Annotated in this window: 21 protein-coding genes, 1 other RNA gene and 4 pseudogenes; 20 read left to right on the forward strand and 6 right to left on the reverse strand. The window is 39.3% G+C overall.

Features of this window, described 5'->3' with window-relative positions; genetic code table 11:
• The first annotated feature begins 106 nt into the window (after window positions 1-106).
• Window positions 107-441 (forward strand): annotated as a pseudogene (locus ABVJ71_RS02905) (winged helix-turn-helix transcriptional regulator).
• Between the two features lie 76 nt (window positions 442-517).
• Entirely contained in the window at window positions 518-733 is a 216-nt protein-coding gene (locus ABVJ71_RS02910) for a hypothetical protein (RefSeq protein ID WP_353855525.1), read from the forward strand.
• A 37-nt stretch (window positions 734-770) separates the two neighbouring features.
• Here ABVJ71_RS02910 and ABVJ71_RS02915 read toward each other — a convergent pair whose 3' ends face one another.
• Window positions 771-1,232, reverse strand: coding sequence for a spore gernimation protein GerT (locus ABVJ71_RS02915; RefSeq protein ID WP_353855526.1), 462 nt, complete (start codon window positions 1,230-1,232; stop codon window positions 771-773).
• A 95-nt stretch (window positions 1,233-1,327) separates the two neighbouring features.
• Here ABVJ71_RS02915 and rarD point away from each other — a divergent pair, with 95 nt between their 5' ends.
• The 4 genes from rarD to bshB2 all read left to right on the forward strand — a co-directional run bounded on the left by rarD (window position 1,328) and on the right by bshB2 (window position 3,624).
• The gene (gene rarD, locus ABVJ71_RS02920) at window positions 1,328-2,233 is read left to right on the forward strand and encodes an EamA family transporter RarD (RefSeq protein ID WP_353855527.1); all 906 of its coding nucleotides are present in this window, start codon (window positions 1,328-1,330) and stop codon (window positions 2,231-2,233) included.
• A 78-nt stretch (window positions 2,234-2,311) separates the two neighbouring features.
• Complete coding sequence (locus tag ABVJ71_RS02925) at window positions 2,312-2,593, forward strand: hypothetical protein (protein WP_353855528.1); 282 nt, start codon at window positions 2,312-2,314, stop codon at window positions 2,591-2,593.
• The gene (locus tag ABVJ71_RS02930) at window positions 2,590-2,940 is read left to right on the forward strand and encodes a YojF family protein (RefSeq protein ID WP_353855529.1); all 351 of its coding nucleotides are present in this window, start codon (window positions 2,590-2,592) and stop codon (window positions 2,938-2,940) included. Before ABVJ71_RS02925 ends, ABVJ71_RS02930 begins: the two co-directional genes overlap by 4 nt.
• Window positions 2,941-2,958: 18 nt before the next feature.
• Entirely contained in the window at window positions 2,959-3,624 is a 666-nt protein-coding gene (gene bshB2, locus ABVJ71_RS02935) for a bacillithiol biosynthesis deacetylase BshB2 (protein WP_353855530.1), read from the forward strand.
• A 136-nt stretch (window positions 3,625-3,760) separates the two neighbouring features.
• On the opposite strand, the pseudogene ABVJ71_RS02940 reads toward bshB2, so the two are convergent.
• A pseudogene (locus ABVJ71_RS02940) lies at window positions 3,761-3,988 on the reverse strand (MATE family efflux transporter); the annotation flags it as partial.
• Between the two features lie 82 nt (window positions 3,989-4,070).
• Window positions 4,071-4,196, reverse strand: a complete 126-nt coding sequence (locus tag ABVJ71_RS02945; protein WP_353855531.1) for a hypothetical protein — start codon at window positions 4,194-4,196, stop codon at window positions 4,071-4,073.
• 600 nt (window positions 4,197-4,796) lie between these two features.
• Between ABVJ71_RS02945 and ABVJ71_RS02950 the strand changes: the two genes are divergently transcribed.
• The 6 genes from ABVJ71_RS02950 (at window position 4,797) to odhB (ending at window position 13,966) form a co-directional block, all read left to right on the forward strand.
• Window positions 4,797-6,098 carry a LysM peptidoglycan-binding domain-containing protein gene (locus ABVJ71_RS02950; RefSeq protein ID WP_353855532.1) on the forward strand — a complete coding sequence of 434 codons (1,302 nt, stop codon included), beginning with the start codon at window positions 4,797-4,799 and terminating at the stop codon, window positions 6,096-6,098.
• A 74-nt stretch (window positions 6,099-6,172) separates the two neighbouring features.
• Window positions 6,173-6,751 carry a superoxide dismutase family protein gene (locus tag ABVJ71_RS02955; RefSeq protein ID WP_353855533.1) on the forward strand — a complete coding sequence of 193 codons (579 nt, stop codon included), beginning with the start codon at window positions 6,173-6,175 and terminating at the stop codon, window positions 6,749-6,751.
• Between the two features lie 89 nt (window positions 6,752-6,840).
• Window positions 6,841-7,719, forward strand: a complete 879-nt coding sequence (locus tag ABVJ71_RS02960; protein WP_353855534.1) for a MoxR family ATPase — start codon at window positions 6,841-6,843, stop codon at window positions 7,717-7,719.
• Window positions 7,720-7,730: 11 nt separating this feature from the next.
• Window positions 7,731-9,647: a VWA domain-containing protein gene (locus ABVJ71_RS02965; protein WP_353855535.1), complete on the forward strand. Its 1,917-nt coding sequence runs from the start codon at window positions 7,731-7,733 to the stop codon at window positions 9,645-9,647.
• A 225-nt stretch (window positions 9,648-9,872) separates the two neighbouring features.
• A complete protein-coding gene (gene sucA, locus ABVJ71_RS02970) occupies window positions 9,873-12,707 on the forward strand; it encodes a 2-oxoglutarate dehydrogenase E1 component (protein ID WP_353855536.1) in 2,835 nt (944 codons plus the stop codon).
• A gap of 14 nt (window positions 12,708-12,721) precedes the next feature.
• Window positions 12,722-13,966: a 2-oxoglutarate dehydrogenase complex dihydrolipoyllysine-residue succinyltransferase gene (odhB, locus tag ABVJ71_RS02975; RefSeq protein WP_353855537.1), complete on the forward strand. Its 1,245-nt coding sequence runs from the start codon at window positions 12,722-12,724 to the stop codon at window positions 13,964-13,966.
• Window positions 13,967-14,000: 34 nt separating this feature from the next.
• Here the strand turns inward: odhB and ABVJ71_RS02980 are convergent.
• Window positions 14,001-14,120 (reverse strand): annotated as a pseudogene (locus tag ABVJ71_RS02980) (bile acid:sodium symporter family protein); the annotation flags it as partial.
• 406 nt (window positions 14,121-14,526) lie between these two features.
• Window positions 14,527-16,011: an aldehyde dehydrogenase family protein gene (locus ABVJ71_RS02985; protein ID WP_353855538.1), complete on the reverse strand. Its 1,485-nt coding sequence runs from the start codon at window positions 16,009-16,011 to the stop codon at window positions 14,527-14,529.
• Between the two features lie 212 nt (window positions 16,012-16,223).
• Between ABVJ71_RS02985 and ABVJ71_RS02990 the strand changes: the two genes are divergently transcribed.
• The 7 genes from ABVJ71_RS02990 to ABVJ71_RS03020 all read left to right on the forward strand — a co-directional run bounded on the left by ABVJ71_RS02990 (window position 16,224) and on the right by ABVJ71_RS03020 (window position 21,556).
• Window positions 16,224-16,436: a DUF6501 family protein gene (locus tag ABVJ71_RS02990; RefSeq protein WP_353855539.1), complete on the forward strand. Its 213-nt coding sequence runs from the start codon at window positions 16,224-16,226 to the stop codon at window positions 16,434-16,436.
• A 49-nt stretch (window positions 16,437-16,485) separates the two neighbouring features.
• Entirely contained in the window at window positions 16,486-16,626 is a 141-nt protein-coding gene (locus tag ABVJ71_RS02995; protein ID WP_353855540.1) for a DUF4025 domain-containing protein, read from the forward strand.
• Between the two features lie 287 nt (window positions 16,627-16,913).
• Complete coding sequence (locus ABVJ71_RS03000; protein WP_353855541.1) at window positions 16,914-17,255, forward strand: PH domain-containing protein; 342 nt, start codon at window positions 16,914-16,916, stop codon at window positions 17,253-17,255.
• Between the two features lie 166 nt (window positions 17,256-17,421).
• Window positions 17,422-18,069, forward strand: a complete 648-nt coding sequence (locus ABVJ71_RS03005; RefSeq protein WP_353855542.1) for an SDR family oxidoreductase — start codon at window positions 17,422-17,424, stop codon at window positions 18,067-18,069.
• A 338-nt stretch (window positions 18,070-18,407) separates the two neighbouring features.
• Window positions 18,408-18,598, forward strand: a non-coding RNA gene (ssrS, locus tag ABVJ71_RS03010) — 6S RNA.
• Window positions 18,599-18,730: 132 nt separating this feature from the next.
• Window positions 18,731-20,506 carry a DNA helicase RecQ gene (gene recQ / locus ABVJ71_RS03015; RefSeq protein WP_353855543.1) on the forward strand — a complete coding sequence of 592 codons (1,776 nt, stop codon included), beginning with the start codon at window positions 18,731-18,733 and terminating at the stop codon, window positions 20,504-20,506.
• A gap of 258 nt (window positions 20,507-20,764) precedes the next feature.
• A complete protein-coding gene (locus ABVJ71_RS03020; RefSeq protein WP_353855544.1) occupies window positions 20,765-21,556 on the forward strand; it encodes a LysM peptidoglycan-binding domain-containing protein in 792 nt (263 codons plus the stop codon).
• 177 nt (window positions 21,557-21,733) lie between these two features.
• On the opposite strand, the pseudogene ABVJ71_RS03025 reads toward ABVJ71_RS03020, so the two are convergent.
• Window positions 21,734-22,028, reverse strand: a pseudogene (locus ABVJ71_RS03025) (hypothetical protein); the annotation flags it as partial.
• 190 nt (window positions 22,029-22,218) lie between these two features.
• Here ABVJ71_RS03025 and ABVJ71_RS03030 point away from each other — a divergent pair.
• Window positions 22,219-22,758 (forward strand): DUF420 domain-containing protein, encoded by a 540-nt coding sequence (locus ABVJ71_RS03030; RefSeq protein WP_353855545.1) that lies wholly within the window; start codon window positions 22,219-22,221, stop codon window positions 22,756-22,758.
• The last annotated feature ends 28 nt before the right edge of the window (window positions 22,759-22,786 follow it).

The raw sequence follows: 22,786 nt of genomic DNA on the forward strand, positions 1-22,786 counted from the left end.
GGTACAATAAATAAAAAAGTGAGAAACTTACTTATTATAACTAGAGACATTTTAAATTGTTAACCGATAGTTTGTCAAACAATCATGAAAAGAAAGGCTGAAATATATGGCATTTGAATTATGTCCTCATATTCAGGCAAGCATTTTTTCTTCTCGGCAAAAGGTGGAATGGTCTCATCATCCATGTATTGCTTGATGGTCCAAAACGCTTTAAAGACATGACTGACATTATTCCATCCATCAGCCAAAAAATGCTCGCAGAACGCTTAAAAGAGCTGGAACAAGAAGGGGATCATAGAGCGAACGGTTTTGCCTGAGACACCTGTTAAAGTCATCTATTGCTTAACTGAAAAAGGGAACGCATTAAGCGATGTCTTTAGACAAGTATCACGCTGGGCAGGAGAGTATGCAGGGTCTCACGATAAAAAAGAGCAAGCCTAGTTTAAGGTTTGCCCAATCGTTTTGCCTTCTAATGAATATGCTGATGTTAGGCACATGACAAAGGAGGAGAAAAAGCATGTACCCTCATACTCCGCATTTTCGAGGCGGCGCCCCTGGCATTCCGCCGTATGAATCCAGAGTCCCTTTGTTTTTTGGTTTTGGAGCTCCTTTAGTCGGCGGACTGCTTGGCGGTTTTTTAGGAAGTGCGATTTTTAACTATCCCCGTCCTTATTATCCACCACCACCGCCTGTTCCACCACCTTATGGCGGCGGATATCCACCATATTATTAAGAAAAGAGTAAGCCTGCTTAAGATAAAAGCAGGCTTTTTATAATGGAATATCTATTTCAGAAATGCCTGGATCATCATGCTTTAAAAACATAATCTCCAAAATACCATCCTGATAGGACGCTTTCGTTCCTTTTCTTTTTACAGTTGCAGGAAGGACGATTTTCTTTTGTGCATTTTCTTCAGGGAAATGATCGATAAATAGCAGGTTGGCTGTATGCTTGATTTTGATTTTTTCTGTGTTTGGACGATCAAGTTCAATTTTGACAAACACATGGTCAGTTGTTTCAAACACTTCGACATTCGGCTCTTTTTCTGTTTCACTCGTTTTTTTGTTTTGACTAAGTGGATCCTGAAAGGGGAACTGAGCAGGATAATTGGAGCCGAATACACTTTCCATGACTTGATTGACATATTGCTCAACATCTTTAGGGTCCGAGTTCTTTAATATTTCTTTCGAAAATTGCTTTTGAAAAGGGAATAATCGGTTCCAGTCAAACATGCACATCATCCTTTCTAAATGCCCTGAATTAGTGTATGCCCAATTGAATGTACGCGTGCTATAATAGACGTTAAGTTTAGAAAGGGATGGTGTACTTGGAGCATCAAGAGCAAACAAAAGGTGTGCTGTATACTGCAACATCTTTTACATTGTGGGGGCTGTTCCCATTATATTGGAAACTTATGGATCATATTTCGTCAGGCGAAATTTTAGCTCACAGAATTTTATGGTCGTTTGTCTTTATGTGCGGTATTCTTCTATATTTAAAGCAAGTCCGCCGAGCCATTCAAACAATGAAAAGGCTTATGTTAGATGGTAAAGCTTTATACTCTTTACTTTTATCTGCTATTTTAATTTCGATCAACTGGTATGTGTACATTTGGGCAGTCAATCATCATTTAATGCTTGAAGCAAGTTTGGGTTATTATATTAATCCACTTATATCAGTTTTACTTGGGATTATCTTTTTGAAAGAGCGACTGAATAAAATCCAAACCATTGCCATTTTCATAGCCGCAGGCGGTGTTATGATTTCTACAGTTCAGTACGGATCATTTCCTGTGGTTGCCTTCTTATTAGCTTTTAGCTTTGGTTTTTATGGATTGATCAAAAAAAGGATGGCATTCACGAGTGCCATTGGGCTGACCATTGAAACGCTACTTCTTGCTCCTGCCGCACTTGTTTATTTAATCTTCTTTTTAAAGGAACCAGAAGTCACAATGCAGACAAGCAGCATAGGTTCTCTTGGGTTATTGTTCTTTGCTGGAGTCTTTACAGCAGTTCCACTTCTTTTGTTTTCCGAAGGTGCGAAAAGAATTCCTCTTTATCAGGTCGGGATTCTCCAATATATTGCACCGACAATTACTTTTTTCTTAGGGTTGTTTATGTATCACGAACACTTATCAGCAGGGAAAGTTCTGACGTTTCTATGTATTTGGGTTGCGATTTTATTGTTTACAGCATCACAACTTCGCATGAAAAAAACATCAAATGCTCATTAAAATCAAAAGCAGTTTACTTTTTTTTGATGGCGGATCATGTCATAATAAATTGTTAACAAATCCGTTTGAGGTGATCACATGACACAAGCAAATGAGCTTGTATCAGCTTATCTATCTTTATGGAAAAATCGTCCGCTTAATGTAAGAGATATGCCGTCCTTACAAAAGGCAATATGCGAGGATTTGGAGGATGCACACACGCATCCGCGAGCAAGAAAGTCATTCTATGAAAAGTATGTGATATCGGTGGAGAGGATATTGCAAGCCTCCATTCAACGGGATCATCAATTAAAGCTGATCAGTTTACATACAGAAAAGCTAAGAGAATTATTACAAAAAGAAGGAAGGAACAACTTATGAAACCAATTCAAACGGAAGATGTCACAGCGCATCTTCAATCGTTTTTAAATCGTCCAGTTTTCGTGCATCTTGAAACGACAACGGGTTCTTATTCAGCGCATGTGAATGAACAAAATATGACCGTTGTGGCGTATATTCGCAATGCAAAAATCGTCTACTCACAGGCGAAAATAAAAGGACAAGGACCGTATCGTGTCGGTATGAAAACAGAAGATGGCTGGATTTACGCAGAAGGTTTGACTGACTATGTGGTCGATGAAGAGGGCCGTCTGCTTATGGCAGGACATCTGCCAGATGGAAAACTTGCGATTTCATTACAAATTAGTGAAACACCATTTACGGTGTAGGAGAAAGGGTGACGAGACTTGAAAGAACATGTACTAGTGATACTGCCTCATCCCGATGATGAATCCTTTGGGGTCGCAGGTCTCATTGCACAAAGCAGAAAGCGCGGAATTCCTGTCACGTATGCATGCGGAACACTCGGTGAAATGGGAAGAAATATGGGCAGTCCAACGTATGCCAATCGTGAAACACTTCCTGAATTGAGAAAACAAGAACTGATCAATGCTTGCAAAGAGATGGATATCACTGACTTACGAATGCTTGGACTACGGGATAAGACGCTCGAATTTGAAGATGATGAATATTTGGCTGATGTAATGGAACAAATCATCGATGAAGTCAAACCAACTCTCATAGTCACATTTTATCCTGGCCACGGGGTACATCCAGACCATGATGCAACAGGGGAAGCTGTCATTCGAGCACTTTATCGGAAGAAAAAAGAAGACCGTCCTGTGACATACTGCATGGCCATTACGAGAAATAGAGAAGAAGTCTTAGGTGATCCAGATATTGTGATTGATATGACCGATGTAGCAGATATTAAATTAAATGCACTCAGAGCTCATCGAACTCAAACAGAAGGCATGCTTAGAGAGCTTGAGCAAAAGCTGAAAAATAAAGAACCAGTTGTTCAAAAATGGTTCGATGAAGAAATTTTCTGGACATATCAATGGAATGATTAAATGAAAAGGCAACTGGCTCATGTCAGTTGCCTTTTATGGTGCGTCATATTACCGATTCCCCAAGATGAACAAAACATTTATCAATCAATCTGAGACGAACAAATAGTAGGACAGCATCAGCTCCGTCAGAGTCTTGGAAACCCACATTTCCAAAAATCAATCCATAATTTAAAACAAAGTTAATAGGAAGTGCAGTCAACGTGATGAGCATCGTCACACGTGTTTTCCCTAATACATCCATGAACGGCCTCATGACAAAATATTCGAAAAGAGGGATAATCCCAAAAGCAAGGAAACTCAGAAAATGCTGCGCAACGCCTTGTACGGACTGCTTAAGCCCACGCCCTCTTAATAAAAGGGTGACTGCCATCCAGCTTTGCACGAATACTGTTCGTTTCTCTCATAACAGAAATAACGAGAGGAAATATATACGCTATGTAAAAAAATCAATTCTCTGATGGATTATGTTTCTTTGGCTGCTTCGTTTTTTTAAACATTTGAGCATAAATAAAAGAAAGACTGACAACACCTAATATGCTACAAGCATATTGAATCACTTTCTGAATCGTCATTTCCAGCTCACCTCCATACAAATAGAATGTGCAAATTTTGTTATTTTATGACGATTGGCCCAAAGAAGAAGGAAAATCATAAGATAATGAATTGGACCAACGAAAAAACCATTTTTAAATCAGATATGAACGCACATTTAATGTATCAGAGGAAATAGGGAAAAAAGGGGTATTATGTCCTTTAACAGTGAAAGAGCCGACAAACAGTAAAGTACAAGGCATTCTTCATAATGAGAGAATGCTTTTTTTAATGAGGAGAAAAAACAGCTAATTAAGTAAAAAGTCATTTGATACAGAAAAATTTGTCATGTAGAATAGAACTATGAAACTAGCAAAGTGCTTGTTTTGACAAATTTGTATACATTAACTTAAAAAAGTGTTTATAAATCGAGCAAAAAGCCGATAGAAACGATATGGCTTCATTTTAGCATGTAGAGTTTGCTACTTTAGCCTATTGAAAATTGCCCAATGTCTTGGTGTCCAGTAAGATAATAGAAATAAAGAATAAATAGTGTAACAGAAGCAGGACTATGAAATGCAACTCTAAAATAGTGCATAAGTCTTTACTGAACGAAATGAAGAAAGGCGGAGATTTATTATATGAAGAAAAAGGTAGTAACCGGCCTTGCAGTTTCAGCGATTGCTGGCTCAGCTGTGATTGCTGCACCGGCAGAAGCACAAACGATTAAAGTGAAAAGCGGTGACTCACTTTGGAAGATTGCCGAGCAGTACAATACGAGTATTTCCGAACTTCAATCGCTTAATCAACTAAAAACGACAATGATCTTTAAAGGGCAAAGTTTGAAAATTCCTGCAACAAAAAGTAAGAAATCCAACTCATCAGCGGGTTCAAAAGCAGCGAAATCAAGTGCTTCAACAACATCTAGCTATACTGTGAAGCTTGGCGATTCATTATGGCTTATTGCGAAAAATCATCAAATGTCAGTAGCACGCCTAAAAAGTATAAACAGCCTAAACAGTGATCTCATTCGTCCTGGACAAAAGCTGAAAGTGTCTGGAAGTACGAAGACAAGCGGCAATCAATCATCAAACTCAAATTCCAGCTCAAACAAAAAGACAAACAGCTCCAATCGTTCGTCCTCAGCATCTAGTACATACAAAGTCAAATTAGGTGACTCACTATGGAAAATTGCCAATTCGTTAAATATGTCGATTGCCGAAATCAAAACATTGAATCAGTTAAAGTCTGATATGATTTATCCAAACCAAGTACTGAAAGTAAAAGGAGCTGCCCCTTCAAAACCAAAGCCGAAGGCACCTACTAAGCCAAATCATCAATCTTCTAACAACAATCATTCGTCAAGCGGTCAAACAACATCTTATACAGTCAAATCAGGAGATTCATTATGGAAGATTGCCAATCAATTTAAAGTACAAGTTCAGTCCATTCGTACAGCAAACAGCCTGAAAAGTGATGTACTTAGAATTGGACAAGTTTTAAAGATCAAGGGAGCTGCTTCTGGTTCAACATCTAAGGGTGCAACAAGCCCGTCAAACAATCACAAAACCGAGGCGCCAATGAATGCGAAAATTACAACTATGATTCAAGAAGGTAAAAAATTAACAGGAATTCCATACAGATGGGGCGGCAATACACCTGCAGGGTTTGACTGCAGTGGTTTTGTTTACTATCTGATTAATAAAGTATCATCTGTATCTAGACTAAGCACAGCAGGCTACTGGAATATGATGACGCCTGTCAGCACGCCGCAAGTTGGAGATTTTGTCTTTTTCACAACATACAAAGCGGGTCCTTCTCACATGGGATTATACCTTGGTGGAGGAAACTTCCTTCATGCAAGTGACAACGGGGTAGGCATTTCTAACTTGAGTAATCCTTATTGGAAAAAAGCCTATTTAGGTGCGAAACGTTTCTTCTAAAAAGCCGATTTTCGGCTTTTTTTGTTTGCTTTTCGAGGAGATTGTCCATACTGGTAACAAAAGGGGGCAGTCATATGAGAATATCAATATGGGCGATCATGATTTGTTTAACCTTTGTGGTATCAGCATGTCATGCACCGCCGAAAAAAGAAACGACAGAAGAGAGCCATGAAGTCGCAGCACCTAAACCACCGCCTATCATCACGACATTAATCAATGAAAATGGTCAAAAAATAGGAAGCATTGACGTGAGGGAATCGTCAAAATCCGGGCTGGATCTTCATGTGAAAGCCACAGGACTTCCTCCAGGTTCGCATGGTTTCCACATACATGAGACAGGGATATGTGAAGCTCCGGACTTTGAAACGGCAGGTGCTCATTTTAATCCAGCACACAGGGAGCACGGTTTTGATAATCCAAAGGGGCATCATGCTGGAGATATGCCGAATTTAGAGGTTGGGGCAGATGGTAAAATTGATGTCGTTGTCAATGTGCCGGATGTGACATTAAAGGGAGGTTCGCATCAATTATTCAGTCAAAATGGGCGAAGCTTTATCATTCATGCAGAAGCAGATGATTACTTAAGCAACCCTTCTGGAAATTCAGGAAAACGTATCGCTTGCGGAGCAATCACAAAAGAAATGGTAAAATAACAACAGACGAACCTTTATGTATTGAGTACATAAAGGTTTTTTTAGTATACTTGTTGAGGAAATTGATCGAAGAGAGGAATTAATCGTATATGTTCAACCAACAATCACTCCCGGAAGAAATTCAAGCAATGATCGAAAAGAAAACAAAAGACCTAGAAGAAGAATTTCGTCCGTTAATAGGCTCAAGCGGATATGAATCGCAGGATACTTCTATTATTAATGATGCCATCATTGCCCTTGCACTTGGTAAAAACGTCCTTTTAAAAGGACCGACTGGATCAGGCAAAACAAAACTAGCTGAAACCTTATCCGCTTTCTTTAAACAGCCGATGCATAGTATAAACTGTTCAGTTGATCTTGATGCAGAAAGCTTAGTTGGATATAAAACCATTCACAATGATGGGAATATCGCTTCTATCGAGTTTATCGAAGGACCCGTTACAAAGGCGATGAAAAAAGGTCACCTTCTATATATTGATGAAATCAACATGGCAAAGCCAGAAACATTACCGATTTTAAATGGTGTACTCGACTACCGAAAAATGATGACAAATCCTTTTACAGGTGAAGTAGTGAGAGCAAAAGAAGGCTTCGGTGTCATTGCGGCAATTAATGAAGGATATGTTGGCACTGTGCCTCTCAATGAAGCGTTGAAAAATCGTTTTGTCGTCATAGATGTTCCTTACATTAGCGGTGGCATATTAAAAGACGTTTTACAATCACAGTCCGTTTTAACTGATGAGCGTTTAATAGATCAATTTGTTCAGCTATCATCAGACCTGATGACACAGGCTCATCATGGTCAAGTCAGTGAAGAGGCGGCATCTATCCGAGCGCTGTTAGATACTTGTGATCTCGCGCAGTTCATTCCACCGCTTCGCGCAGTTGAACGTGGAATCGTTGAGAAACTAGAAGATGACCGGGAAAAAGCAGCGGTGAGAAATATCGCACAAACATTATTTGAGTGAGGTTCTGACTTTTGAAATTTATCAAATTTAATGACAGCAGAATCGATTCATTTCTATTTATGGAATTAACCGACCTAGCCAAAACGTTAGCCAAAAGTAATGATGTTGAGCTTGAATACGGCGTGCAGTCCTATTATGAACCTTTTGAAAAGAAAATTTTCATTAGCCATTTTTGGGATGATCGTAATCAAGAAGACATGACAGCAGGATTAAAAAGTGATGTTTTCCTACGTGCAATTGGTACAGTTTATAGTGATTTGCCTGTGTTTAAGGAAATGATTCAGTATGCTCACAAATTATCTATTCCTGATTTATGTAAACAGTTGTTTATGCTGTTTGAAGATATCCGTATTGAAGAACGGATTAAACGTGATCGCCCAGGAACAAAAAAGGTATTTAAACGAAGAAGAGAGCTCTATCGTCGTCACTTTAAGACACAATTAACCATTAATCAAGAACGGAGCATCATAACGGACGCATTGTTTTGTGCCGTTTATGTCAAGCTGACAGCTCATTCTCCGTTAGAAGAAATTCCAGCTCTTCATGAGCGCATCAATCCGATGATTCCTTTTATTGAGTCAAGTCTTGAACGTGTGTATGAAGCAGCTTCAACATCTGACATCGCCTCAATCGTGAAGCAATTGACAGAGGGCTTTGATGAGCTTCTTGAAAAAGACATGCTGAATACGTATTTCTTCTTCCCAGAATTGGACTATGAAAAAGCGGCAAAAGAACCGCTGTTTCATGACTTAAAAAGAAAGCCTAAATTAAGTGATGACCTAAAAGTAGATCGGGAAAAAGAGGGGGATGAAGACATCCACCAAGAATATATGGAAGTCTGGCATAGAGAAACCGAAGCACCGTCCAAAAGTTTTCTTCAATTCGATCTAGAACATGGCGGCAAAAGTGACCTTGGCAAAGATGCGGCAAGAGAAGGAGATGATGGTGATCAGGCGCTTGGCACCGTTCAGGGATCGGCGAAACAAACAGAGCGAAAAGACTATTCAAAGCTTGAAGCATTAGAAGAGGCACAAGGACAAGAAGCCCAAGGGGATGCACTGGAAAATGGAAAAGAGAATAAATATGCTTTTCCGGTGATGATCACACCCGGGCCTCCCGCACCAGAGCATATAGATCTATACAAACAGCATGCGAAAGCAATAGAGCCTTACCAAAAACGCTTAAAACAAATGATCCAAAAAACACTTGAACATAAAAAAACATGGCCAAAAACAGATCTTCATGCGGGGCGGCTTAGTAAAAAGCTCATTCGGTATTTTACAGAATCAAATCCACGTCTTTTCTATCAGAAGCAAGCCCCATCATCCCAGATTGATGCCGTATTCACTTTATTAGTTGACTGTTCTGCGAGTATGTTTGACAAAATGGATGAAACAAAAAAAGGGATTGTTCTTTTTCATGAAGCATTAAAATCTGTTCAAGTACCGCACCAAATTGTCGGGTTTTGGGAAGATACAAACGACGCAACGGAAACAAGCCAGCCTAACTATTTTAATACAGTGGTGTCGTTTAAAGACTCTTTATTTGATGCCGGTCCTTCAATTATGGCACTTGAACCAGAAGAAGATAACCGCGACGGCTATGCAATTCGTCAAATGACAAAAATGATATTAAAAAGAAGAGAAGAGCAAAAATTTCTCATTGTGTTCTCTGATGGAGAACCAGCGGCCTTCAGCTATGAGCAAAATGGGATTGTCGATACGCATGAAGCTGTGCTAGAAGCGAGGAAAAAAGGAATTGAGGTCATCAATGTCTTTTTATCGAATTCTCCTATAGAAGAGGCACAAATGAAAACCATTCAAGATATGTATGGCAAGTTCAGCATTTTTGTACCAGATGTCGATACATTACCAGACGTCTTGTATCCGTTATTGAAGAAATTACTGCATAAAAGCATTGGGGCATAAAGTTTTGTCCCTTTTTTCAAAAATATTTTTCGGAATGATTTAAATTTTTTGTTTTTCTTTGAATTTTTTATCTTTAATTGAACAAAGAATGTAGAAAGTAATCCGAAACAGTGGTAAAATATTATTGGAAGCGTTTTATTACATAAATTTGGTCATTGTGTCCTGAAAGTTATATCGAGATAGTGTTCAATCACTTGATGATCAAAGTTGGGGGTAGTATTCAAAATGTTTCAAAATGATGTGAAACAACCGTTGAGTTGGGAAGAATTTCATGGTCCGAACCTCGGCTATGTGCTCGAGCTCTATGATCAATATGTCCAAGATCCTAACAGTGTTGATGAAGATTTAAGAGGAATATTTGCTGAGCTTGGTGCACCACCGAGTGAAACAAAGGAGGAAATTGGGAAAAAAGAAAATAGCATAGTTACTTCTGAACAAATCCAAAAGATAGCATCAGTCGTTAAACTGGCAGAAGACATCAGAACGTATGGCCATTTAAATGCTTCCGTCAATCCTCTTCGCAAAGAAAAGGAATTACAAGAGCTGTTTCCTTTAAAGGATTATGCCTTAACAGAAGAAGATGTCAAGAAAATCCCAGCATCTATTATTAGTGCAAACGCACCAAAACACATTTCAAACGGCATAGAAGCCATTAACCATTTAAGAAATACGTATAAGCGCACCATTTCATTTGAATTTGATCACGTCCATGACTTCGAAGAACGGAACTGGCTCTTAAAGTCTGTGGAATCTGGTGAATTATTTACGAAAAAACCGGCTGACAAGCTAGTATCTGTGTTTAAAAGACTAACAGAAGTTGAGCATTTTGAGCAGTTTCTTCATAAAACATTTGTTGGGCAAAAGCGCTTTTCTATTGAAGGATTAGATATGCTTGTTCCAGTGCTTGATGAGATTATATCAGAATCTGTGACACAAGGGACTTCAAATATTAACATTGGAATGGCTCATCGAGGCCGTTTAAATGTATTAGCACATGTTCTAGGAAAACCATATGAAATCATTTTCTCGGAATTCCAGCATGCACCAAATAAAGAGCTTGTCCCGTCAGAGGGCTCAATTGGCATTAGTTACGGATGGACAGGAGATGTAAAGTACCATCTCGGGGCTGATCGTCAAATTAAAGATGAAGATACAAAGAGTGCAAGAGTAACTCTTGCCAATAATCCAAGTCATTTGGAGTTTATTGACCCAATTATTGAAGGCAGTACGCGTGCAGCTCAGGAGTTGCGTACTCAAAAAGGCTATCCAGTGCAGGATGAAGAAAAAGCATTAGCCATCTTAATTCACGGGGATGCTGCATTCCCTGGAGAAGGAATTGTTGCAGAAACATTAAATTTAAGCCAATTGGCCGGCTACCAAGTAGGTGGAACGATCCATATCATTGCAAATAATATGATTGGATTCACAACGGAAAGCAATGAATCTCGTTCTACGAAATACGCAAGTGATTTAGCAAAGGGCTTTGAAATTCCGATTGTTCACGTCAATGCGGATGATCCAGAAGCATGTTTAGCAGCAGTTCAACTAGCCGTTGAATATCGCAAACGCTTCAAGAAGGATTTTTTAATTGACCTGATCGGCTACCGCAGGTACGGTCATAACGAAATGGATGAGCCTTCTACGACTCAGCCAATGCTATACGAAGCGGTCAGAAAGCATAAAACCGTCAAGAATATCTTTGCAGAAAAGCTTGAAACAGAAGGGCTTCTGACAAAAGAGCAAAAAGAAGAAATCGAACAGACCGTTACTTCTAAAATAGAAGAAGCATATAAAAAAGTACCTTCAAAGAAAGAGCATGCGATTCAAGAAATTGAATTGCCTGAGCCTGTATCTAATGGCTTCCCGGCAGTTGATACGTCAGTTGAATTTGATGTCTTAAGAAAGCTGAATGAAGAGTTAATTAGCTGGCCGAAAGATTTCCAAGTATTCGGTAAGCTAAAGCGGATCCTTGAAAAACGTGCAAAGGTGTTTACAGATGATCGTAAAGTGGAATGGTCACTTGGAGAAGCACTGGCATTTGCATCTATATTAAAAGACGGTACGCCAATTCGAATGACCGGGCAGGATTCAGAACGAGGAACATTTGCTCAAAGAAACCTTGTTCTCCACGACAGTCAAACTGGAGATGAATTTATTGCGCTGCATCAGTTGAGTGATGCAAATGCATCATTTGCAATACACAACAGCCCACTGTCAGAAGGCTCTGTTATAGGGTTTGAATATGGCTATAATGTCTATTCTCCTGAAACTTTAGTGATTTGGGAAGCTCAATTTGGAGATTTCGCAAATGCGGCTCAAGTTTATTTTGATCAATTTATTTCAGCTGGCCGGGCTAAATGGGGACAAAAATCAGGTCTTGTGATGCTCTTGCCGCATGGATATGAAGGACAAGGACCAGAGCATTCAAGTGGAAGAACAGAGAGATTCCTGCAATCAGCTGCAGAGAATAACTGGACGGTTGCGAATCTGACAAGTGCAGCGCAGTACTTCCATATCCTTAGAAGACAGGCAAAGATGCTTCTTCGTGAAGAGATTCGCCCACTTGTCATCATGACACCTAAAAGTCTGCTTCGTAACCCGAACACATTGTCTGAAGTACAAGAATTAACGGATGGACAGTTCCGTCCAGTGCTTGAACAGCCTGGTCTCGTGCACGATCATGAAAAGGTATCACGCCTTGTTCTCTCTAGCGGGAAAGTATCTATCGACATTAGTGATCGCTTCACTCAAATGGAAGAACCAAAAGACTGGCTTCATATTGCAAGAGTGGAACAATTATATCCATTCCCTGCAAAAGATATTAAAGCGATTTTAGCGAAATTGACAAATCTAGAAGAGATCGTATGGGTGCAAGAAGAGCCACAAAATATGGGGGCTTGGGGCTACATTGAACCATATTTACGTGAAATGGCTTCTGACAAAATAAAAGTGCGTTATATCGGCCGCAGAAGAAGATCAAGTACGGCTGAGGGTGATCCAACTGTTCACAAAAAGGAACAAGAACGAATTGTATCTGATAGCTTGACTCGCAAAAACTAAGGGGGAAATGAAAAATGGCGGAAATTAAAGTACCTGAATTAGCGGAATCAATCTCGGAAGGAACGATCGCTCAATGGCTGAAGCAGCCGGGCGATTATGTTGAGCAGGGAGAGTACTTGCTTGAACTTGAAACAGATAAAGTCAATGTCGAACTGACAGCTGAAGAATCTGGTGTATTAAAAGAAGTGCTAAAAGATTCTGGTGACACTGTGCAAGTGGGAGAAGTCATCGGAACAATTGCAGCAGGTGAAGCTGGCGGAAGCGAGTCCGCAGTTAAAGCGCCTGAACAAGCTTCTGCACCTGCTCCGAAAGAAGAGCCGGAAGCTGAACAAAAAAAAGCGACGCCAAAAGAAGAACTGAAAGCTGGTAATGGCAGAACGATCGCTTCTCCTGCAGCTAGAAAACTAGCAAGGGAAAAAGGGCTTGACTTATCCGAAATTCCAACCGTAGATCCGCTGGGCAGGGTACGAAAGCAGGATGTGGCTTCTTACCAAAAGAATGAGACTCCTGCTAGTGCACCAAAAGCAAGTGCTGTGCTGCAAAATGATCAAGCTGGTAAACCGGTTGAGCGTGAAAAAATGTCACGCCGCAGACAAACGATTGCAAAACGTTTAGTTGAAGTTCAACAAACTGCTGCTATGCTTACCACATTTAATGAAGTAGATATGACAGCTATTATGGATTTAAGAAAGCGCCGTAAAGATGCATTTCTTGAACAAAATGATGTGAAACTTGGCTTCATGTCATTCTTCACAAAAGCGGTTGTAGCAGCACTGAAGAAATATCCGCTCCTTAATGCAGAAATTCAAGGTGATGAGCTTGTCATTAAGAAATTCTATGACATTGGCATCGCTGTTGCAGCAAATGAAGGGCTTGTTGTACCGGTTGTCCGTGATGCAGACAGATTATCATTTGCAGAGATTGAAAAAGAAATTGGGCATCTTGCGAAAAAAGCAAGAGATAACAAGTTGTCTTTAAATGAATTACAAGGTGGGTCATTCACGATCACAAACGGCGGAACATTTGGTTCTCTGCTTTCTACACCAATTTTGAACAGCCCGCAAGTTGGCATTCTAGGTATGCATAAAATTCAACTTCGTCCTGTTGCGATTGATGAAGAACGTTTTGAAAACCGTCCAATGATGTATTTAGCACTTTCTTATGACCACCGTATTGTTGATGGGAAAGAAGCAGTTGGATTCCTAGTCACCATTAAAAACCTGCTTGAAGATCCTGAGCAACTATTGCTAGAAGGGTAATCATCAAAATGAAAAGCTAGCTCCCATTATGGGGCTAGCTATTTTTCTTCTTGTTTTTTCCTGTACGTTTAGACCAGTATGTAGAAAGCCAGGACCCAGATCGATGATGCCATACTCTAAAAATAGCACTAGGTACAGCAGCAAGAGGTGAGAATTGTACTGGCGTAAGATCTGCAGCAATCCAAGATAGGAAAATACAATGACCCAAATCGCAAAGGCTCTCTCTGCAAAGTGACTAATCTTGAAAAGAATGTTCATTCATTGATTCAACTTGCTTTTCTCTTATATCTTACTAATTTTAAATGAATGTTCTGAAAAAAATCTGCATTTTATAGTTGATTGTATTAATATTATGTAAACTAATTGGTGGTCTCCTTAGTCATCTGCCTAAACGGAGTGCTCTCTTAAGGCAGCCCATTTGACGTGTTTCGCTTACTCAAGTCGTGCATCAGGTTCATGCCTCCACCACTGATATCCGTATGTTGCTTTTTCATTAGCCTGCCTGTCACATGCAATTACAAAAAAGCCGATGACAATGTCATCGGCTTTGTGAGTGCCTACTAATTTTGGAGATTGATCCAGACGCTCTTGACTTCTGTGTAGTTATTGAGTGCGTATGAGCCCATTTCTCTGCCAAGACCTGATTGTTTATAACCTCCAAATGGGGAGGCAGCATCAAAGACGTTATAGCAGTTGACCCAAACAGTTCCTGCCTCAAGTCGTGATGCAATATCATGCGCATGTTTCAAGTTTTCGGTCCAAAGTCCTGCCGCCAGTCCATATTCAGATTGGTTGGCCCGTTCGATCACTTCATCAATGGAATCGTAAGGGATGGCAGATAGGACAGGTCCGAAGATTTCTTCTTTCGCAATGGTCATGCCATCTTCTACATCTTTAAAGACGGTTGGAGAGACAAAATAGCCGGCTTCATAAGGACATTCGCCTCCAACAACAGCTGTTGCGCCCTCGGATTTTCCTTTTTGGATATAGCCTAGGACACGTTCATGCTGCTCTTTACTAACGAGAGGCCCAATTTGTGTATCTTGATGAAGACCAGCACCTTGCTTCAGTGATCTGGCATATTCAGCCATTTGGTCAACCACTTCATCGTATTGGCTGCGATGAATAAAGACTCTTGAACCTGCAGAGCATACTTGTCCTTGGTTAAACATGACACCGTTTAAAGCACCCGGAATGGCTTTCTTTAAATCGGCATCTGGTAATATGATATTTGGCGATTTTCCACCAAGCTCCAGTGTGACACGTTTGATGGATTTAGCCGCTTTCTCCATAATTATTTTCCCAACACTTGTTGAGCCGGTAAAGGCAAGTTTGTTGACATCAGGATGATCAGTGAGTGCTTCTCCAGCTGTTTCACCGAAGCCGGGTACAATGTTAATAACGCCATCTGGGAAACCAGCTTGATCAACAAGTTCAGCTAGATAAAGGGCAGAGAGTGGTGTTTGCTCGGCTGGTTTTAAAACGATGGTACAGCCTGTTGCTAATGCTGCCCCCATTTTCCACATGGCCATCAAGAGCGGGAAATTCCAAGGAATGATTTGCCCGACTACTCCGACTGGTTCATGGCGAGTATAATTAAAATACCCTTGATGAACAGGAATGGTTTGTCCAGTCATTTTTGTTGTCCAGCCTGCGTAATACCTCATGTGCTCAATGGCAAGGGGAACATCCGCATTCGTTGTCTCAACGATTGGTTTTCCATTATCAAGTGTTTCGAGCTGAGCAAGCTCAAGCTGATGTTCTTCCATTAAATCTGCGAGCTTAAACATTAAGCGAGCGCGTTCAGCAGCAGACATTGAGCGCCAAGGACCATGAAATGCGTTTTTTGCTGCTTTGACTGCGTCATCAATGTCCTTTGCCCCTGCTTCATATACATCAATAAGGGTTTCTCCTGTTGCTGGGTTAGGTGTAGAAAATGTTTTTTCGTCATGACTTGAGACAAATTGACCGTTAATGTAGAGTTTTTTTGTGCCTTGGAGAAAAGATTCGAGTTTTGAACTAACCTGAAGTGTTGTAGAGCTCATAAATAAACAAACCTCCTTAAAGATATGGATTGTTCTGCGAGTTCTAGGTGGAAAAAAGCGGATAATGAACCAAAGATGATCTACGCACATAGCTGTAAACGTATACATTCATCATATTACACGTCATCTATGAATGCAATCCATAACACTCATTGCATTTCACGAAAAATTGGCTACAATAAATGTAGAAATGAAAAAAGGAGTTTTTGATCATGATCCATCAAAATTGGCAAACAGCTAAAACGTTAAAACAAGTAAAATGTGTACATACGAATGCAAAAAAATATATGGTCAATCGTGCTTTAACTGAAGGAAACACATACGAAGTGAAAAATGAAACAGAAGAATTCCTCTTTGTGGTTGATAATACGGGGAAAGTAGGCGGATACCACAAAGATTATTTTGAAGATATTTCTTCTGAATGATTTACATGATCATCACTCATACTAAGGAAAATAGTAAAGGGTGATAATCATGTTGAAAAAGCAACCAGATGACAAGCAAGAAACTCAAAATGTTTGGCATGACAACGAAGATGCTGATATGGCGATAACACTTGAGCAGATTTCCGATGTGTATGCCGAGGGAACCATTGATACATCAAAAGATGAATAGCATAAAAAAACAGTGGTTCGAGAAATCACTGTTTTTTTATGGAGTGAAAACATCATGATTTTCATATATTTTCTCCAAATGAACCGAAACTTTTTTCCTTTTTAATAGTCTAAATTAGTAGAGGAAAGAGCATTGTATTAAAAAGAAAAAATTAAATGAAATTTAATCTATTCGTAATGGAATAACCACGATTTTTAGCGTATTCTATAAGTGAGAATAAAACGTACCCACAAAGCCGTGTGGCCGTTTTGTCATAAAGGAATTTGATGCAGGAAGAGGGGGTTTACGTGGGTATTTTTTCTGTCAGTAAACAAAATGATCATAAAAAATTTGAATCCTTACTGATTGAAGGGGAGCGAATTGAGGCTGTTTACAGACTGCGTCACGACCAAATTTGTTTTACAAATAAACGGCTGATCTTTGGTGATAACCGCGTATTTTCTAAAAAGAAAGTCAGGGTTTCCTTGCCGTATCGGTCAATTGAAAGCTTTGCCATTCAAGAAGCTGGTGTATTTGATCAGGACACAGGTATGCTGCTGGTCACAAAGTCAAAAGTATTTGAACTCGACTTTTCAAAAGATACGGATTTGAGTGATGTGCAAGCCATCTTAACAAAACATATTTGCTAATTTACATAGATCACATGCACTTTTCTCATTTTTAGTTCTTGTTTTAGATAATCGCAAGTTCATGAGCCTTTTCCAACTATTATGGGAAAGGTTTTTTTCTGTCGTTGTGTTTGAATGATGTCTAAAAAGGAAAAAGATGAAACAGATACAGAAAGGAGAATGAACAATGAAAGTATTAGTTGCTGGAGCAAATGGACATACGGGAAGACTTGTTATCCGTTATTTAAAAGAAAAAGGACATGAACCGCTTGCTCTCATTCGAGATAATAAACAAGCTGATGCTATGAAGGAACTTGGTGCATTGCCAGTCATCGGTGATCTTGAAAGGGATGTCACATCTGCTGTGAAACAGGCAGATGCCATCATCTTTGCAGCTGGTTCAGGCTCAAAAACAGGTGCTGATAAAACCATTGCGGTGGATCAAGAAGGCGCAAAACGTCTCATTGATACAGCCAAAAAAGAAAACATTCAGCATTTTGTTATGCTTAGCTCATATAATGCTGATGATCCTAATCAAGGAAAAGGTCAAGGAAGTATGGAGATTTATTATGAGGCAAAGAGAAAAGCGGATGAACATTTAAAACAATCTGGTCTTTCTTATACCATTGTTCGGCCAGGTGCGTTGTTACATGAAGAAAAGGCAGGGAAAATTGAAGCTGCTGCGCATATTCCAAGTGATCGCAACATTGAGATTTCAAGAGAAGACGTAGCCGTTGTTCTTGTGGAAAGCTTAACCGAATCCAATGTGAAAAATAAATCTTTTGACCTCATTAAAGGAGAGAAACCGATAGAAGAAGCACTTCGCACGCTTTAAATAAAGAAGTTACTGCCTAAGAGGTGGGGTCGTTTTTGATGTTTTCATTTCCTTTGTAGCGGGAAGATAATGAGAAAGGAGTGATGAGCGTGAGCTTAACGAAAGCAAAGGACTCATCCAATTAGTGAAACAATGGACAGATGCATTCAGACACATCTGAAAGGTTAGAGAAAGAGCAGGATGTTGAAAGAAATGAGGAAAAATAATATGATGGATGAATAGTAATTTTTTTAGAATAGTTTTTTCTTCTGTCTGTCCAAATGGTCTTCTAATAGAATCAGTTATTTTAACAGAGAAAACATATCTTGAATTTTAATAAACTTTCGTGTAGTATAGTTTAAAGGCTGCGATGTGCGTAATGTTAATAAAGTTTTAACCTTTAAGCTGTAATAGGGAGTTTTATATTGAAGCCGGAATGTCATGCCTCCTACTTTGTGAGAGGAAGACAGGAACGTTTCTGCAAACACCCACTTTGAGGAGTGGTGGTTTAAAACTTTCTTAGTTAGATTACGGCATCCGCAGCTTTTTCTAGGATGAATTAAGCCATTTTCCATTTGGAAAATGGCTTTTATTTTTGTGAAAATATGAAAATCAGTAGACAACATATAAATGAATCAATGTATGTTAAAATATACAAAACAAATGACGGAGAGGGAATTGGATGTTAGAACAAGCAGAAGCACTCCTTAAACAATACTATGGATTTGACGAATTTAGGCACGGGCAAAAACAAGCGATCGAATCAATTGTAAAGAAGCAGAGGGATACTGTATGCATCATGCCGACTGGCGGAGGAAAGTCCGTTTGTTATCAAATTCCTGCCCTTATGATGGAAGGGACAACCATTGTGGTATCGCCGCTGATTTCTTTAATGAAAGATCAAGTAGATGCTTTAAATGAAATGGGATTACGAGCGTCCTTTTTAAACAGTACACTCTCAGCAAGCGAAATGAATACGCGTTTGGAAAGATGTGAACATGGTGAGTATCAGCTACTATATATCGCACCTGAACGTTTGCAAAATGAACGTTTTTTTAAACTGATTGATCAATTGGACATTCCTTTAATCGCTATTGATGAAGCCCACTGCATTTCAGAGTGGGGACATGATTTTCGGCCGAGCTATCGTTATATTCGGGAATGTTTGAACAAACTATCAAAAAGACCAGTCATTGTTGCATTGACGGCGACTGCAACGAAAAAAGTCCATCAAGATATTTGTGAGCAGCTTGGGATGAATGAGGAACAAACCATTTTTACTGGTTTTGCTCGGGATAATTTGGCTTTTAAAGTGGTAAAAGGAGAAAATAACGATCGTTTTATCACGCAAAACTTGAAGAAAAATCATTTGGAGTCTGGAATTATTTATACGGCAACAAGGAAAGAAGCAGAAAGAATCTACAATCGTCTTAAAAAACAAAAAATCAAGGCAGGCATTTATCATGGCGGATTAGACGACGATGTGAGGGAAGAGCAGCAAAATCTTTTTTTAAACGATCAAATCCAGGTAATGGTGGCTACTTCAGCATTTGGGATGGGGATCAATAAGCCGAATGTTCGTTTTGTCATTCATGATCAAATTCCTAGAGACATTGAAAGCTACTACCAAGAAGCAGGTCGTGCTGGCAGAGATGGGCTTGAGAGCGAATGTATTTTACTGTTTTCACCACAAGGAGTCAGAGTTCAGCGTTTTCTCATAGAACAGTCAATTGAAGATGAAGAACGCTATCAGCATGAACTGCTTAAGTTAAGACAAATGGTAGATTACTGTCATACTGAGCAGTGCTTACAGCAATTCGTGCTGGCATATTTTGATCAATCAAGCCAAACAGTTTGTCAAAAATGCAGTAATTGTCTAGATGACAGGGAACATGAAGATGTAACGAGGGAAGCACAAATGGTGCTTTCATGTACCATTAGAATGAATGAACGATTCGGGAAGATGATGATTGCCCAAGTACTAGCAGGCTCTAAAAACAAAAAAGTGCTTGAATTTGGTTTCGATCGACTACCTACTTATGCTTTAATGAAGCAGCATTCAGCGCAGCATATTAGTGATTTCATTGAATTTTTAATTACTGAAGAGTATTTACACATGTCAGAAGGGGCTTATCCGACACTTAAGGTCACACATAAAGGAAAGAAAGTGTTAATTGGACAAGATGCTGTTTTTAGAAAGAAAGCACTCAAAACAACGGCCATTCAAGAAAATGATGCGTTATTTGAACATTTAAGGGTGCTAAGAATGAAATTAGCAAAAGAACAAGGAGTCCCGCCTTTTGTTGTATTTTCCGATCAGACATTGAAAGAAATGTCAAAAATGGAGCCTAAAACCGGAGATGAGTTACTTCATATTAAGGGTGTTGGGAACCAAAAAAGAGAGAAATATGGGGATGTTTTTTTAGAAGCAATCCGTTTGTTTATAGAAAAAGAGTGAAAATAAAGAGTTGGATAGCGTAAAAATTTTTTTGCTGCATTGGAACACATTCTCAAAATGACTTTGCTCATCCTTTCAAAACACTACTGCAGTGCGGGATGGAGAGGCTTTGTGGTCTGTTTTCCCAATGGAGAGAGATGTTTCATGTAAAGGAACTGTAATCTAAAACATATCGTTTTGTTATTGAAATGACATTTACATATGTTACGATAGCACTCGTTAGCCGCCATAAAAAGCTAACAAGGGAGGATTTACTTTATGAAGAAGACTATTATGTCCTTGGTTGCTGTTGCAGCAATCTCATCAACAGCAATCGGAGCGCAGCAAGCTTCTGCAAAGGAAATCACTGTGCAGAAAGGTGATACGCTTTGGAGAATTTCACAAAAAAATGATGTTTCTCTAAAGGACCTAAAGGGTTGGAACAATTTATCTACAGACACGATCTATGCAGGTGATAAATTGACAATCTCTTCAAAAGAGAAAACTCAGGAGCAGTATAAAGTCCAGAAGGGGGACAGCCTCTGGAAAATCGCTCAAAAATTCAATGTGTCAATAAGCGATCTAAAGTCTTGGAATAACTTAAACTCAGATATAATTATGATTGGTTCAACACTAAGTGTTGCTGGTCAAAGCTCTGCTCCAGTAAGCTCAGAGCCTGTTCAAAAACAGGAACCTGTCCAAAAAGAGCAAGCAACAAAAAAAGCTGCTCCTAAACAGGAAACAGCAAAAGCAGAATCATCTTCTGCTAGTCAAAGTGTACAAAAAGAAGTGACTGTAACAGCTACAGCTTATACAGCAAATGACGGTGGAATTTCAGGTATCACTGCAACAGGGGTAAACTTAAACAAAAACCCTCATGCAAAAGTGATTGCAGTAGATCCTAGTGTCATTCCATTAGGAAGTAAGGTTTATGTAGAAGGCTACGGTGAAGCCATCGCAGCAGATACTGGCGGCGCAATTAAAGGTAATAAAATTGATGTACATGTACCAAGCAAATCCCAAGCAAAAAATTGGGGCGTAAAATCAGTCAAAGTAAGAATACTTAACTAGTTGTCTATCGTTTTTTGGAAGAGAGCATCAGGTGGCGGCCTGATGCTTTTATTGTACCCTTTTTTTGACCAAAAAAACATATATTTTTCTGAAAAATTTGCATTTTCGACAAAAATCAGCATATACATAATGATAAACGTTTGTTTTGTTATTAGCTGTCCACCTTATACATTTCTTCGCTTTGTCTTTCCAATTGACTTGGACATCAAAATGATGTTTTTCTTAAAAAGTGAATCAATCGGTCTATGTGATTCCAGTCTCTCTTGACGAGGTCGAAAGTGATCACAGGCATATTTTGCTCTCTTGCAATTTCTTTTAAATGCTTCATACATATCAAACCGTACCCATTGTCCGGCGGTCCTTTCATATCGGCAATAGTGATTTTCCCCTCTTCAGAATACTCCGCAATCAATGAAAAATCAGGTTGTCCACGGATAGCTTTTTCACAAGCGCTTAACATGATTTTGCACGTATCACAGAGATATCATAAAAAAACACACAATTCCCCATTGTAAAGGAAGAGGATGGATCGATCAACCATTAGAGTGCAGCCTGCGGGCAAGTTTGTCCAAAATTCGACGAAGATAGCGAATTCATTGACTTTATGATCAAAGTTAAATAACATACTCTTAGTCGGAACTAATAAAGAGAGGATTTCAAACATGAACGAACAGAATCAAAAACCGAAAAATTTTACAGGTGTTGTTGTCTTCTTAACAATTGCCATAAACGGATTAATTGCACTATTATTCTTCATGCCAAAAACAGATCAATTTAGTCATCTGGATATTACGTTTCTCCCGTTACTGAATGCAGTGATGAACAGTTTCACGTTTATTTTTTTGCTTTCAGCACTCATGATGATTAAACAAAAGAATATTAAAGCACATAGAAGATTTATTTTTGCTGCTTTTTCCACAACGCTTGTTTTTTTAATTTCTTATGTCACCTATCATTCAATGGCAGCAGATACGCACTTCGGAGGAGAAGGCATTATACGTCCTATCTACTTCTTTATTTTGATTACACATATTGTGTTATCAGCGATCATTGTCCCACTAGCATTGATTACACTGTTTAGAGGTGCACAGATGCAAGTGGAGCGCCATCGCAAAATTGCCCGCTGGACAATGCCGTTATGGCTTTATGTGAGTCTAACAGGCGTCATTGTTTATATAATGATTTCTCCATATTACAACTAACGCATGTCCAGATATACGTTCAGATTGT

Source organism: Bacillus sp. Bos-x628, assembly GCF_040500475.1.
GTDB classification, from domain to species: Bacteria; Bacillota; Bacilli; order Bacillales; family Bacillaceae; genus Bacillus; species Bacillus maqinnsis.

Excerpts from the sequence above, each read along its gene's own strand:
- ABVJ71_RS02910 (WP_353855525.1), top strand. The coding sequence starts at position 518 with ATGTACCCTCATACTCCGCATTTTCGAGGCGGCGCCCCTGGCATTCCG.
- ABVJ71_RS02915 (WP_353855526.1), bottom strand. The coding sequence starts at position 1,232 with ATGTTTGACTGGAACCGATTATTCCCTTTTCAAAAGCAATTTTCGAAA.
- ABVJ71_RS02925 (WP_353855528.1), top strand. The coding sequence starts at position 2,312 with ATGACACAAGCAAATGAGCTTGTATCAGCTTATCTATCTTTATGGAAA.
- ABVJ71_RS02930 (WP_353855529.1), top strand. The coding sequence starts at position 2,590 with ATGAAACCAATTCAAACGGAAGATGTCACAGCGCATCTTCAATCGTTT.
- ABVJ71_RS02945 (WP_353855531.1), bottom strand. The coding sequence starts at position 4,196 with ATGACGATTCAGAAAGTGATTCAATATGCTTGTAGCATATTAGGTGTT.
- ABVJ71_RS02950 (WP_353855532.1), top strand. The coding sequence starts at position 4,797 with ATGAAGAAAAAGGTAGTAACCGGCCTTGCAGTTTCAGCGATTGCTGGC.
- ABVJ71_RS02955 (WP_353855533.1), top strand. The coding sequence starts at position 6,173 with ATGAGAATATCAATATGGGCGATCATGATTTGTTTAACCTTTGTGGTA.
- ABVJ71_RS02960 (WP_353855534.1), top strand. The coding sequence starts at position 6,841 with ATGTTCAACCAACAATCACTCCCGGAAGAAATTCAAGCAATGATCGAA.
- sucA (WP_353855536.1), top strand. The coding sequence starts at position 9,873 with ATGTTTCAAAATGATGTGAAACAACCGTTGAGTTGGGAAGAATTTCAT.
- odhB (WP_353855537.1), top strand. The coding sequence starts at position 12,722 with ATGGCGGAAATTAAAGTACCTGAATTAGCGGAATCAATCTCGGAAGGA.
- ABVJ71_RS02985 (WP_353855538.1), bottom strand. The coding sequence starts at position 16,011 with ATGAGCTCTACAACACTTCAGGTTAGTTCAAAACTCGAATCTTTTCTC.
- ABVJ71_RS02990 (WP_353855539.1), top strand. The coding sequence starts at position 16,224 with ATGATCCATCAAAATTGGCAAACAGCTAAAACGTTAAAACAAGTAAAA.
- ABVJ71_RS02995 (WP_353855540.1), top strand. The coding sequence starts at position 16,486 with ATGTTGAAAAAGCAACCAGATGACAAGCAAGAAACTCAAAATGTTTGG.
- ABVJ71_RS03005 (WP_353855542.1), top strand. The coding sequence starts at position 17,422 with ATGAAAGTATTAGTTGCTGGAGCAAATGGACATACGGGAAGACTTGTT.
- recQ (WP_353855543.1), top strand. The coding sequence starts at position 18,731 with ATGTTAGAACAAGCAGAAGCACTCCTTAAACAATACTATGGATTTGAC.
- ABVJ71_RS03020 (WP_353855544.1), top strand. The coding sequence starts at position 20,765 with ATGAAGAAGACTATTATGTCCTTGGTTGCTGTTGCAGCAATCTCATCA.
- ABVJ71_RS03030 (WP_353855545.1), top strand. The coding sequence starts at position 22,219 with ATGAACGAACAGAATCAAAAACCGAAAAATTTTACAGGTGTTGTTGTC.